Raw genomic sequence first — 12,205 nt, forward strand, 5'->3', positions numbered from 1 at the left:
ATGGACGTACGTTTCCTGGAAACCTTCGTGCTGGTCGCCCAGCTCGGTTCGATCGCGGAGGCCGCGCGCCACCAGGGGCTCACGCCTGCCTCGGTCGCCCAGCGGCTGGCGGTACTCGAGGCCGACATCGGCGGCAAGCTGGTGACGCGCTCGGGTCGAACGGTGTGCCCGACCGAGGCGGGGCTGCGCGTGCTCGAGCGGGCTCAATCGGTGATTCGCGAGGTCCGCGACCTGCGTTCGGCGGCGTCGCACACGAGTCTGCCCGCCGGCCCTCTGCGGCTGGGCGCCACGCCGACCGCGATGACCGGCATGCTGCCGGCGGTCCTCAAGCGATGGGTGGCGAAGTATCCGGACATCGCGATTTACATCGAGCCCGGTTCGACCACGGTACTGCATGCACGGGTGATGGAAGGCGAACTGGACGCGGCGGTGCTCGTCCAGGCACCCTTCGAGCTTCCGAAGTCGGCGGCCTGGCATACGCTCAGAGAGGAACACCTGGTGCTGGTCACACCCGCCTCCATGCGCGTGCGCGATCCCTTGCGCACGCTGGCGAGCGAGCCCTACATACGCTACGACCGCAACGTGATCGGTGGCCGGATGGCGGACGACTACCTGCGCCGCAAGAAGATCCAGCCGCAGGTGCGCTTCGAACTCGACGGCATCGAGAACATCGCGCGACTCGTGGCCGAAGGCCTGGGCGTGTCGGTTCTGCCCGACTGGCCGATGACGGACATGTCGGCCCGCTCAGTGCGCAAGTGGGAACTGCCACCGCCGCGGCCGAGCCGTACTGTCGGCGTGCTATGGCTCAGGGCGCAGGTGCGTGCTGCACTGGTGAGGGAGTTCGTGCGGTTTGCCGATAAAGCATGTTCCCCGACGCAGCGAGTGGCGCTCGAAGCCCAGGGACCGCAGCCTCCCGCCGTATGACGTTTTTCGAATTCTCCGAGCGTGGCTGACGAGCATGATTGGCCGGGGTTTACCCTTGACCGAAGATTGATCGCAAGGTCTTGCAAGCGGAGATCGCAAGAAACGGCGAGGCGTCGTACTTTCCCGCGCCACACGGCACCCCGGCTATTTCAATGCTAAGTAATTGTTTTTTATGGGAAGTGTGCGCCAGCGCAATGCCCGGGCGCCGGTCGCGAGTTCAAACTCAAGCGGACACAGCTCAAAGTTGAGCGAATCTCGACATCGACAGCCCGCTTCCCCCACTTCTTGAATTTGTCACCACCCATCCATATAATTAGCACTCGCTGCACGAGAGTGCTAACAACATCGCCGGCTGGCTCAGCCAGCCGGGTTTTCTCAGCGTTCTTCAGTCTCAATCAAGAGAGGAGTATGTATGAACCTTCGTCCTTTGCATGATCGCGTGATCGTCAAACGTCTGGATCAGGAAACCAAGACTGCGTCGGGCATCGTGATCCCCGAAGCCGCAGCGGAAAAGCCGGATCAAGGCGAAATCCTCGCAGTCGGCCCGGGCAAGCGTGACGACAAGGGCGCACAAATCGCGCTCGACGTGAAAGTTGGCGACCGCGTCCTGTTCGGCAAGTACGCAGGCCAGACCGTCAAGGTCGACGGCAACGAACTGCTCGTGATGCGCGAAGAAGACATCATGGCCGTGGTGCAGAAGTAAGCGCAAAGCCGCTACTTCCCCGGTTATATCCAAAGAATTCAAGGAGTTAGAAGATGGCAGCTAAAGACGTCGTATTCGGTGATTCCGCCCGTGCCAAGATGGTCGAAGGCGTGAACATTCTCGCGAACGCTGTGAAGGTCACGCTGGGTCCGAAGGGCCGCAACGTGGTCCTCGAGCGCAGCTTCGGCGGCCCGACGGTCACCAAGGACGGTGTGTCGGTCGCAAAAGAGATCGAACTGAAGGACAAGCTCCAGAACATGGGCGCGCAAATGGTCAAGGAAGTCGCTTCCAAGACCAGCGACAACGCAGGCGACGGCACGACGACCGCAACGGTTCTCGCGCAATCGATCGTTCGCGAAGGCATGAAGTACGTCGCGTCGGGCATGAACCCGATGGACCTGAAGCGCGGCATCGACAAGGCAGTGGCTGCTGCAATCGAAGAACTGCGCAAGATCAGCAAGCCGTGCACGACCAACAAGGAAATCGCTCAGGTTGGCGCGATCTCGGCGAACAGCGATTCGTCGATCGGCGACCGCATCGCTGAAGCAATGGACAAGGTCGGCAAGGAAGGCGTCATCACCGTCGAAGACGGCAAGTCGCTGCAAGACGAGCTGGACGTCGTCGAAGGTATGCAATTCGACCGCGGCTACCTGTCGCCGTACTTCATCAACAACCCGGACAAGCAAGTCGCCGTGCTCGAGAACCCGTTCGTTCTGCTGCACGACAAGAAGGTGTCGAACATCCGTGATCTGCTGCCGGTGCTCGAGCAAGTCGCGAAGGCTGGCCGTCCGCTGCTCATCATCGCTGAAGACGTCGAAGGCGAAGCGCTCGCAACGCTCGTCGTCAACAACATCCGCGGCATCCTGAAGACCGTTGCTGTCAAGGCTCCGGGCTTCGGCGACCGTCGCAAGGCGATGCTGGAAGACATCGCGATCCTGACCGGTGGTCAAGTCATCGCTGAAGAAACCGGCCTGACGCTCGAAAAGGCAACGCTGGCTGAACTGGGTCAGGCGAAGCGTATCGAAGTGGGCAAGGAAAACACCACGATCATCGACGGCGCTGGCGAAGCAGCGAACATCGAAGCTCGCGTCAAGCAAGTGCGCAAGCAGATCGAAGAAGCAACGTCGGACTACGACCGTGAAAAGCTGCAAGAGCGCGTTGCCAAGCTGGCAGGCGGTGTTGCAGTGATCAAGGTCGGCGCTGCGACCGAAGTCGAAATGAAGGAAAAGAAGGCACGTGTCGAAGACGCACTGCACGCAACGCGCGCAGCTGTGGAAGAAGGCATCGTGGCTGGCGGCGGCGTCGCGCTGATCCGTGCACGTACGGCAATCGCCGGCCTGAAGGGCGCTAACGCCGATCAGGACGCAGGTATCAAGATCGTTCTGCGTGCAATGGAAGAACCGCTGCGCCAGATCGTCACGAACGGTGGCGAAGAAGCCAGCGTCGTGGTGGCGGCTGTTGCTGCTGGTCAAGGCAACTACGGCTACAACGCGGCAACCGGCGAGTACGTCGACCTGGTTGACGCAGGTGTCGTGGATCCGACGAAGGTGACGCGCACGGCGCTGCAAAACGCAGCTTCGGTTGCAGGTCTTCTGCTGACGACCGACGCAGCTGTGTGCGAACTGCCGAAGGAAGATGCACCGATGCCTGGCGGCATGCCCGGCGGCATGGGCGGCATGGGCATGGACATGTAATTCCGCCTGGGTCTCACATTTTGCGAGGCCCAGTCCGGATACATGGGAAAGTACGCCGCAAGGCGTGCTTTCCGTGCTTCCCAAAAGAAAAAACCCGCATTCGCGGGTTTTTTCTTTTGGGGCAGGCGTTGGCGGGGCGCCTAAAGAATCATCAGGCTTCAGTTGAGTGAGCGGTACGTTGAGCCGCAGTCTGCAGACACTTCTCGCGCACGTAGCCGAATATCTGCGCGACGCATTCGGCGGACGTCAACGTTCCTGTGTCGACGCGGAGCTCGGGGTCGATCGGCGCTTCATAGGGCGCGGACACGCCGGTAAACGAACCGATCTCGCCGGTTCTTGCTTTTGCATAGAGGCCTTTCGGATCGCGGCTCGCGCACGTGGCAAGCGGTGCGGAAAGGAAGGTCTCGATAAATTTGTCCGGCCCGATGATCTCACGCGCCATCGCACGGTCTTCGCACATCGGCGAGATCAGCGCGGTAATCACAATGAGGCCGGCGTCGTTCATCAATTGGGCGACGTGTGCGACCCGGCGGATATTTTCGCGCCGGTCTTTTGGGGTGAAGCCGAGATCGCTTGCGAGCCCGTGGCGAACGTTGTCGCCATCGAGCACGTAGCAGGCATGGCCGAGAGCGATGAGTTGCTCTTCAAGTGCGAATGCAATGGTCGATTTGCCCGCTCCGGACAGGCCGGTCAGCCAGACCGTGGCCGGCCGTTGGCGGAACATGCGTGTGCGGTCCTGACCCGCGATCGTGCCGTGGAAGCGTTGCAGGAAATTCGGGGGCCTTTTCATAGATATGGTCTCCTGTGCTCACACGCAGTGCCAACCTTGCCGCCAGACTCCGGCGTTGTGCAGGCTCTCCACCGAATCGGCAATCGCGACGTGAAAGCCGTCCGGGATGCCGGCGGGCAGCGGAATGGAAAATCCCGCGCTGGAGGTAGCATATCCGGCACTGGCCACGTCGGGGCGAGGCTCACCGCTCGATCCGGTCGCGATGACATTCGTGCCGACACGGACCTCAAGCGGGACTTTCTGTTCCGGCCGGCTCAGATTGACGGCCCAGCCCGATACCACGCCGTCGCGAACCGTGTCGACGAACCCTTCGAACAGGTCGGCGAGAACGGGTTTCCGGCTTTGCGCGAACTCCAGATAGGCTTCGATAGGTGAGAGGTCGAATCGGCGGACTACGCTGTTGACTTTCGACAGAAATGATTCATCGAAGCCGACAAGGGGAACGATGTGGACGTACGGATTCTCAAGCCGGTTTATTTCCGCCTGAATGACCCGAACCAGTTCCAGCGCATTCGAAAAGACGCTTCCCGTTTCCTCCGCATGTCTCTCGATCATGCGATTGGCATGACGGAATAATTCGTAATCGAGGTGATTGTCCTCGATAAATTTCTGTTTGGCTGCGTCACTTAAATGGCTTCTCTCCTTGGGAGGGCCGCTAGTCAGGTTGGTCTCGAAGTAAAACGGTAATTTCAGTCCGGTCGTGCCACAAAGCCGGAGCAGGAATTCGCTCATATCTTCGCAAACGCCAACCGTACTCATGTGCTGGCTAAGACGTGTTCGCGCAATTTCGAGGCTGTTTTCATTTGCCACGGAATGACCGCTCAGCATGTAGACAAACAGATTCTTTCCGCCCAGCGATTCGCTGACCCATTCGTCAAGGGAGATCTTGCCTTGGTGCACAAACGACTCGGGTGCCGACACGGTTACACCTTGCATGACCGCGCCGTTCTTGCCGGTCGCCGCGTACCGGAAATGCGATATCTGGCGCGCGAGAGGATCGCGCAGGATGGTGCAGTAGTTGACCGGGAGTCTGATGTTCCGGTGAAAGCCATACGGTTGATGCCCGCCGCCGATACCGGTTGCCAGCAGTTTCGCGCGGAAGCTATCGTAGCCAACTCTATCCCACACGAAATTGATAAATTGGTCTTTGCCTTTATTCAGTTCAAAAAACGAAATGACAGTAGAGCCGCCGCTTTTCGGAGGATGGATGAAAAAAGTGGGAAAAGACATACGGGGACATATGATAGATTTGTAATCTGTAAAGTCTAGCCGCATGGCGCCGATGACGTTGTAACGTTTAATTACGCGATACGGCGTCTGGTTACAGCGGATAACGCGGGCTTTTGTTGTTATGCGTAATAAATAGGTTTATGAGCCCGCTATATGGGTTTTCGCGCTGCGGCATTGCTGCCGAATTGCCGCATTACACTGTCCCTTTATTATTGTCGCTTTGACGAGCGGCAATCACCGCGTAAACAACGAAACGGCGCTTTTTAATGAAAAAACCCGCACGAATGCGGGTTTTGGGTATCAAGTGGCGAGAGAGGGCTAATGCCGCGCTTCGCCCGGCGCCGCGTCCTGGTTCGGCGCCGGCGGCGTTTCGTCGTCGCTGCTGCGCGCCCAGAAGAAGCGGTCGGGCATATACGCACCCATGCCCGGCCGGAACGCATTGCGCACCGCCTGGTACAGGTACTCCTGGCCCTCGCGCACCGCTTCCGCGGGTTCCTGGCCGTTGGCGAGCAGCGCGGCGATCGCCGCGCCGAGCGTATCGGTCAAGCCCGTCAGCCGATGGGGCGCTCGGTCCCACATGTCCTGGCGCAACTGGCCGTCTTCGCTGAAGAGCGTGTTGACGAGCCGGTGCGTGCCGGTTTCCGTCGACAGAATGTACTCGCAGCCTTGTGACAGCAGGTGGGAGATCGCCGCGTCGAGGCTCGGCGCTTCCACGTCGCCGTCGGGCTGCGCGAGCGCGAGCAGCGTGGACGAATCGGCGACCAGCAGCGTGGTTTGCGGCGCGAGCAGATCGGCGATTGCTTCGCGCAGTTCGTCGGCGGCGAGCACATGCTCGTCGTCGAGCGTGAAGTCGGGCGCGAGAATCAGCGGAACGTCGTCGTAGTCGGCGACGACTTCGGCAATCGCGCTGACCACTTCCGCGCGCGTGCACGCGCCGACCTTGAAAGCGGCGATCGGCATGTCCTCGAGCAGCATGCGCGCCTGTGTCGCGACGACGTCGGGGTCGAGTCCGGTGACTTCGTCGCAGCTCGCCGAGTCGCGCACGGTGTAGCCCGTGAGCACGGAGACGCCGTGGCAGCCCATGCTGGCAAGAGTCATCAGGTCGGCTTGCAGGCCGGAGCCGCCGGTGGGATCGGAGAGGCCGAAGGTGAGGACGATCGGAGGCGTGTCGCTGGGCATGAAAATGGATAAAAAGAAGCAGGATTCTGGCGCGCGGCGCGCAACCGGCTCAATTATGCGGCCTAAACCGCCCCGGGGGCGTTTTTTCGCACGCCGCGGCACGTTTGCGGCGGCGGGTGGCTGGCAGTGCGGGCGCGTCGAGGGGCGGATCAAGCTCATGCAGAGGTTGTCCCGCCGACGCGCACATCCCCGCGCGGCATGACGCCGCAACCGCCGCTCCAGTTGCGCGGGACCGCTCCGCCAAAGGCCTGCGCACGCTACGATTGCGCGTTTTCGATTGCTAGGCATGGGGGCGGCAACACGGTACCATCATGGCTCCCGTTTCCACGGATTCACACGCTCAACGACGCGACACAAGAATGGAATATCAAAGCTGGATGTGCCTGATTTGCGGCTGGATTTACGACGAAGAGGCCGGTTTGCCGGACGAAGGCATTGCGCCGGGCACCCGCTGGGAAGACGTTCCCATCAACTGGACCTGTCCCGAGTGCGGAGCGCGCAAGGAAGATTTCGAGATGGTCCAGATCTGACATCCGGGAGACCGCCGGTTCGGGCCGGCTGAGTCTTTCTGGATCTTCACGGATCTTTCTGGACTGACTGGATTGTGCGGCTTCACGGGTTTCGCGGAACGCCTGAAGCCGTTAGAACGGGTGAGGGGCGTGCTGCCCGCGAGGTCCGCTACGTTCGCTGCGGTTGCCACCGGCATTGCTTGCTGAAGCAGGCTCTCGAAACCCGGTTTCAAACGTTGGCTGCAGGGACCGGCGTGTCCGGTACCCGTCTTACCGCGTCGGCGTGGAGCATCGTCGATGCGTGCCGTGTCGCAACGGCAGTCTGTCATTGTCCTGTCGCCGGTTCGCGCGTTGGCCGATCACTCTGCATGCGGCGCGAAGCGACAGCCCGTCAGCTTCGTGTCGCCTGCCCATGACTCTTCGATCCGCTGCACCCGTTTCCTTCGACGCCCTGCCGAATCCGCGCGGCGGCGCGGTCCGTCCCGCGGAACTGGCGCTCGCCGAGGCGTCGCTCGCGTTCGAGCAGCGCGAGGAGAGCGGCGCGGCGCTGCTGCGGGCGTCGCAGGCATTGCACACGGCTGGCTGGCTGAGCGCGCAGCGTTTCGCCGATGCGCTCGTGCGGCTTTCGCCGCTCGCGAGCATTGAAGCGGCCGCGGCCCCGGCCGGTGCGCAAGGCGTGCGGCCGCTGTTCGGCGCTGCGCTGCGCGACTTCCGTGCGGCGCTCGAGCGTCACAATCTGCGCGAACTGTCGTGTTCGCCCACGCTGTTCAACCACTACCACGCGCTGTGCGCGCAACTGGCCGAGCACACGCCCGGCACCACAGTCGCTTTCGAGGACCTCGCCCTGTGCGCGCGGCCGGTGCCGCCGGCATCGTTGCATGCGCAATCCGCCGACCAGCTCGCTCATCTGCGGGCGCGCTACGAACGCGCGCTGCTGCCGGTACTGCGCTCGCAGATCGAAACGGGCAGCGCGGCCGCGCTGGCCGTCACGAATGCCGCGCTCGACGAGCTCGACGCTGTTTTCACCGAACTCGCCGGTCCCGACCCCTACGACTTCTGGCGGCTCGCGCGAGCCTGCGCGAAGGCGCTGCGGGTCGGCGGCCACGCGGCTCGCGATACCGACGCGCGGCGTTTCTACGCACGCTGCAATCTGGCGCTCGCCGATCACGCGCGCGGCATCGAGCGCGCACCGCGTTCGCTCGTGCGCGCGACGCTCGCGCTCCTGTGGCGCGACTATGCGCTGTTCGGCGCGGCGGCTGAGGACGCCGACCAGGTCGAGGTACTGCACGACTACGGCCTGACCGTCGACTGGCACGTCGCGGGCACGCAATCGTCCGAAATGCTGTGGGAGGCGGGCGCGCTCGAAGCGCAATCGATCAGCGCGACACACAGTTCACTGTCCCGCGATCTCGGCGTGCTGGCCGTCAACGCGAACGCCTACGAAGATTTCCTGCAGACCGCCGACGCATCGATCCAGGCGCTGAGCGCGCATGCCCGCGCGGCCGATCAGCCGGAGAAAGCCGATCCCAGCGAGGCGCTCCAGGCAGGCGACGCCGCTTACCGGCTCGGCTCCGCGGCGTGCGCGCTCGGTCTCGGCCACGTCTCGCTGCTCGCCGATGCGCTGGGGCTCGCGTGGCGGCGTCGCGCGCACGCGGGCGTATCGACGCCGGCGGTGCGCGCGCATATGGTCGTCGGCGCACCGGCGGCGGACACGCTCGAACAGGCGGCCGAAGCGCTGCGCGCGACGCTGCACAAGGTCGCGGCGGGCGTTGCGCCGGCCGGCGGCAGTCTCACGCAAGCGGCGCTTGCCGCGCTGACGCGCGCGATCGAGCAGGGCGGCGCGTGAATCGGCGCGTGAATCTTTTCGCGGCGGCGGCGGGGTGTGTGCGCCTCGTCACGGCGGGGCAAAAAATGAACCACACCGAGGCAGCATGAACAGCGACGATTCCGTTGCGATAAGACACAATCCTGCAACCTGCCGACATGCCGGCGGGCATGTCGCCTCACGTTGCAGATTCGCCGCCGCTTCGCTGTCTGATTAGCGCATGATGGGTGAATGAGCCCTGCTCGAACGTTCTCCGCGCGCCGTCTGATCGCGGCATGAGCGGGGCCGCGCGCGTGATAGAGTGCAACCTGATCCGGCGTCGATGGCGCGCGGCAGGCAGGGCCGGTGCAGCGCATCGCGCGGCTATGCTCGAAGCCCGCCATCCCGCATCGTCTTTGCTAAAATCCCAACTATGTCCAAGAGTACCGATCGCATCAATCTGACCAACCAGTTCCTGATCGCCATGCCCAACATGGCTGATCCGACGTTTTCAGGGACGGTGGTCTACCTTTGCGATCACAGTGAGCGCGGCGCGCTCGGCCTCGTCATCAACCGGCCGACCGATATCGACCTGCAAGCGCTCTTCAATCGCATCGATCTGAAGCTCGAGATCGAACCGCTTCTCCATGTTCCCGTGTACTTCGGCGGCCCGGTGCAAACCGAGCGCGGTTTCGTGCTGCACGATCCGAAAGCCGGCAGCGGATATACCTCGTCGATGTCGGTGCCGGGCGGGCTCGAAATGACCACCTCGAAAGACGTGCTCGAAGCCGTCGCGAGCGGGTCCGGCCCGGAACGTTTCCTGCTCACGCTCGGCCACGCCGGCTGGGGTGCGGGCCAGCTCGAAGACGAAATCTCGAAGAACGGCTGGCTGACCGTCGAAGCCGATCCGAAAATCGTCTTCGACGTGCCCGCCGAAGAGCGTCTCGAAGCCGCGCTCGCGCTGCTCGGCATTTCGTTGTCGATGCTCTCGGGCGAGGCTGGGCACGCATGAGGGGCCGCGCATGAATCCGCCGCCCGGACGTGAGGCGACGCTGCTTGCGTTCGACTACGGCGAGAAACGCATCGGCGTGGCGGTCGGCAATTCGCTGACGCGCCGCGCGCGGCCGCTCGTCGTCGTGCAGAACCGCACCCGCGAATATCGTTTCGAAGCGCTCGGCAAGCTGATCGCCGAATGGAAGCCCGATGCGCTCGTGGTCGGTTTGCCGATGCACCCGGACGGCACGCCGCACGCGCGCACGCAACTCGCGAAGCGCTTCGGCAACCAGTTGAACGGCCGCTTCAATCTGCCGGTGACGTGGGTCGACGAGCGCTATTCGTCGGTCGAGGCCGAGGCGGAGATCCGCGCCGGGAACGGCCGCGCCGACATGCTCGACGCTGAAGCCGCCAGCATCATCCTCCAGCAATATCTAGACGGACTTTCCGACGCTCATGAGTTCCATTGACGCCGAAGCGCTTTATCGCGCGTTGCTCGACCAGATTCGCGCGGCGTATGGCGATCAGCTCGCCGCCGCGCAGAACGGTGCCGAAGGGGTGGTGCTGGCCGGTATTTATAGCGGCGGCGCGTGGCTCGCCGAGCGGCTCGCGCGCGACCTGAACCTACCGAGCTTCGGCGTGGTGAACGTCGCGCTGCATCGCGACGATTACGCGAAGAAGGGGCTGCACGCGCAGGCGAGCCCGACCTCGCTGCCGTTCACGGTCGACGGCCGCCGCATCGTGCTGGTCGACGACGTGCTGTACACGGGCCGCACGATTCGCGCGGCACTGAACGAGCTGTACGACTATGGCCGTCCGGCATCGGTCGAACTCGCGGTGCTTGCCGATCGCGGCGGACGCGAGTTGCCGGTGGCGGCGCGTTTTGTCGGCGGCACGGTGGATGTGCCTGCCGATGCGACGCTCGTGTTGGCCCGCGAAGCAGACGGCGAAGGCCGCGAGCGATTGACCTTTCACACCGAAGCACGCACCGATTGAAACCCGCGCGAGCGGCGCGGCAGCGCGTAGAGTGCGAGCCGCGAATGGGCTGCACGAACATGCCGTTCGAACGCTGTCGCTCGAACGCCGCCGCTCGAGCCCGCTCGCGCCGCGCAAAAAGAGAGCAGCCGGGCGCCGCGGCGTGACGCGCGCAGATTGCCCGCGAATCGCCACTGAGCGCCACTGAGCGCTACTACGCGTCATGAATCGTCACAAGCCGTCACACGCAGTGCGCATCGACACCGATCACGTTGAAGCCCGTATTTGAAGCAGGTACACCATGAACACCGCCACCCAGGCCCAGGATTCCTCCGCTAGCGCGTCCGAGCGCTTCCGCTACGGCTTCCTGAAGGGCAACCCGCAGCTCACGAAAAACGGCGAGCTCAAACATCTGCTGTCGATCGACGGCTTGCCGAAGTCCATCGTCAATCACATTCTCGATACCGCCGACCAGTTCGTCAGCGTGACCGATCGTGAAGTGAAGAAGGTGCCGCTGCTGCGCGGCAAGTCGGTGTTCAACCTGTTCTTCGAAAACTCCACACGCACGCGCACCACGTTCGAGATCGCGGCGACGCGGCTGTCCGCCGACGTGCTGAATCTGAACATCAACGCGTCGTCGACGAGCAAGGGCGAATCGCTGCTCGACACGATCAACAACCTCTCGGCGATGCACGCGGACCTGTTCGTCGTGCGTCACGCGTCGAGCGGCGCGCCGTACCTGATCGCGCAGCACTGTGCGCCGCACGTGCACGTGATCAACGCGGGCGACGGCCGTCACGCGCACCCGACGCAGGGTCTGCTCGACATGTACACGATCCGCCATTACAAGAAGGACTTCACGAAGCTGCGCGTGGCGATCGTCGGCGACATCCTGCATTCGCGCGTCGCGCGCTCGGACATTCACGCGCTCACCACGCTCGGCGTGCCTGAAGTGCGCGCGATCGGTCCGCGCACGCTGCTGCCGGGCGGGCTCGAGCAGATGGGCGTGCGCGTGTTCCACAACCTCGACGAAGGTCTGAAGGACGTCGACGTCATCATCATGCTGCGCTTGCAGAACGAGCGGATGAGCGGTGCGCTGCTGCCGTCGTCGCAGGAGTATTTCAAGAGCTGGGGCCTGACGCCGGAGCGTCTCGCGCTCGCCGCGCCCGATGCGATCGTGATGCACCCCGGCCCGATGAACCGAGGCGTCGAGATCGACTCGCAGGTCGCGGACGGCCCGCAATCGGTGATCCTGAACCAGGTGACGTTCGGCATCGCGGTGCGCATGGCGGTGATGGGAATCGTCGCGGGCAATAACGACTGATGCCGGCCGCGCCGCACGCCGTGAGGCGGTGTGCGCGGCGGCGCCCGGAGACGGACCTGGCTGAAACACAAGCTGAATAA

The 12,205-nt window shown here is 63.3% G+C and carries 12 protein-coding genes; 9 read left to right on the forward strand and 3 right to left on the reverse strand.

Annotation, left to right across the window (positions count from 1 at the left end):
• From B9Z01_RS14245 to groL, 3 genes are all read left to right on the forward strand, one after another.
• Entirely contained in the window at window positions 1-924 is a 924-nt protein-coding gene (locus tag B9Z01_RS14245) for a LysR family transcriptional regulator (RefSeq protein WP_085484029.1), read from the forward strand.
• 412 nt (window positions 925-1,336) lie between these two features.
• Window positions 1,337-1,627, forward strand: coding sequence for a co-chaperone GroES (groES, locus tag B9Z01_RS14250; RefSeq protein WP_007178996.1), 291 nt, complete (start codon window positions 1,337-1,339; stop codon window positions 1,625-1,627).
• A 53-nt stretch (window positions 1,628-1,680) separates the two neighbouring features.
• Entirely contained in the window at window positions 1,681-3,321 is a 1,641-nt protein-coding gene (gene groL / locus B9Z01_RS14255; RefSeq protein ID WP_027210057.1) for a chaperonin GroEL, read from the forward strand.
• A gap of 151 nt (window positions 3,322-3,472) precedes the next feature.
• Here groL and cysC read toward each other — a convergent pair whose 3' ends face one another.
• From cysC to B9Z01_RS14270, 3 genes are all read right to left on the reverse strand, one after another.
• Complete coding sequence (cysC, locus tag B9Z01_RS14260; RefSeq protein ID WP_085484031.1) at window positions 3,473-4,111, reverse strand: adenylyl-sulfate kinase; 639 nt, start codon at window positions 4,109-4,111, stop codon at window positions 3,473-3,475.
• An 18-nt stretch (window positions 4,112-4,129) separates the two neighbouring features.
• Complete coding sequence (locus B9Z01_RS14265) at window positions 4,130-5,341, reverse strand: chondroitin 4-O-sulfotransferase (RefSeq protein WP_085484751.1); 1,212 nt, start codon at window positions 5,339-5,341, stop codon at window positions 4,130-4,132.
• A gap of 318 nt (window positions 5,342-5,659) precedes the next feature.
• Window positions 5,660-6,520: a hydroxymethylpyrimidine/phosphomethylpyrimidine kinase gene (locus B9Z01_RS14270; RefSeq protein ID WP_085484033.1), complete on the reverse strand. Its 861-nt coding sequence runs from the start codon at window positions 6,518-6,520 to the stop codon at window positions 5,660-5,662.
• A gap of 359 nt (window positions 6,521-6,879) precedes the next feature.
• Here B9Z01_RS14270 and B9Z01_RS14275 point away from each other — a divergent pair, with 359 nt between their 5' ends.
• From B9Z01_RS14275 to B9Z01_RS14300, 6 genes are all read left to right on the forward strand, one after another.
• Complete coding sequence (locus B9Z01_RS14275; protein ID WP_006047743.1) at window positions 6,880-7,050, forward strand: rubredoxin; 171 nt, start codon at window positions 6,880-6,882, stop codon at window positions 7,048-7,050.
• Window positions 7,051-7,441: 391 nt separating this feature from the next.
• Window positions 7,442-8,875 carry a FimL-related protein gene (locus B9Z01_RS14280; protein WP_085484035.1) on the forward strand — a complete coding sequence of 478 codons (1,434 nt, stop codon included), beginning with the start codon at window positions 7,442-7,444 and terminating at the stop codon, window positions 8,873-8,875.
• A gap of 391 nt (window positions 8,876-9,266) precedes the next feature.
• Entirely contained in the window at window positions 9,267-9,845 is a 579-nt protein-coding gene (locus tag B9Z01_RS14285; RefSeq protein WP_085484037.1) for a YqgE/AlgH family protein, read from the forward strand.
• A 10-nt stretch (window positions 9,846-9,855) separates the two neighbouring features.
• Window positions 9,856-10,296 (forward strand): Holliday junction resolvase RuvX, encoded by a 441-nt coding sequence (ruvX, locus tag B9Z01_RS14290; RefSeq protein WP_085484039.1) that lies wholly within the window; start codon window positions 9,856-9,858, stop codon window positions 10,294-10,296.
• Entirely contained in the window at window positions 10,283-10,822 is a 540-nt protein-coding gene (pyrR, locus tag B9Z01_RS14295) for a bifunctional pyr operon transcriptional regulator/uracil phosphoribosyltransferase PyrR (RefSeq protein WP_085484041.1), read from the forward strand. The genes ruvX and pyrR overlap by 14 nt, the downstream gene beginning before the upstream one ends.
• 280 nt (window positions 10,823-11,102) lie before the next feature.
• Window positions 11,103-12,125: an aspartate carbamoyltransferase catalytic subunit gene (locus B9Z01_RS14300; RefSeq protein ID WP_085484043.1), complete on the forward strand. Its 1,023-nt coding sequence runs from the start codon at window positions 11,103-11,105 to the stop codon at window positions 12,123-12,125.
• The last annotated feature ends 80 nt before the right edge of the window (window positions 12,126-12,205 follow it).

Source organism: Paraburkholderia susongensis (genome assembly GCF_900177725.1).
GTDB classification, from domain to species: Bacteria; Pseudomonadota; Gammaproteobacteria; order Burkholderiales; family Burkholderiaceae; genus Paraburkholderia; species Paraburkholderia susongensis.

Bases quoted from the DNA above. Each gene is read 5' to 3' on its own strand.
- ruvX (WP_085484039.1), top strand. From the start codon at position 9,856: ATGAATCCGCCGCCCGGACGTGAGGCGACGCTGCTTGCGTTCGACTAC.
- groES (WP_007178996.1), top strand. From the start codon at position 1,337: ATGAACCTTCGTCCTTTGCATGATCGCGTGATCGTCAAACGTCTGGAT.
- B9Z01_RS14300 (WP_085484043.1), top strand. From the start codon at position 11,103: ATGAACACCGCCACCCAGGCCCAGGATTCCTCCGCTAGCGCGTCCGAG.
- B9Z01_RS14270 (WP_085484033.1), bottom strand. From the start codon at position 6,520: ATGCCCAGCGACACGCCTCCGATCGTCCTCACCTTCGGCCTCTCCGAT.
- B9Z01_RS14245 (WP_085484029.1), top strand. From the start codon at position 1: ATGGACGTACGTTTCCTGGAAACCTTCGTGCTGGTCGCCCAGCTCGGT.
- pyrR (WP_085484041.1), top strand. From the start codon at position 10,283: ATGAGTTCCATTGACGCCGAAGCGCTTTATCGCGCGTTGCTCGACCAG.
- B9Z01_RS14265 (WP_085484751.1), bottom strand. From the start codon at position 5,341: ATGTCTTTTCCCACTTTTTTCATCCATCCTCCGAAAAGCGGCGGCTCT.
- B9Z01_RS14280 (WP_085484035.1), top strand. From the start codon at position 7,442: ATGACTCTTCGATCCGCTGCACCCGTTTCCTTCGACGCCCTGCCGAAT.
- groL (WP_027210057.1), top strand. From the start codon at position 1,681: ATGGCAGCTAAAGACGTCGTATTCGGTGATTCCGCCCGTGCCAAGATG.
- cysC (WP_085484031.1), bottom strand. From the start codon at position 4,111: ATGAAAAGGCCCCCGAATTTCCTGCAACGCTTCCACGGCACGATCGCG.
- B9Z01_RS14275 (WP_006047743.1), top strand. From the start codon at position 6,880: ATGGAATATCAAAGCTGGATGTGCCTGATTTGCGGCTGGATTTACGAC.
- B9Z01_RS14285 (WP_085484037.1), top strand. From the start codon at position 9,267: ATGTCCAAGAGTACCGATCGCATCAATCTGACCAACCAGTTCCTGATC.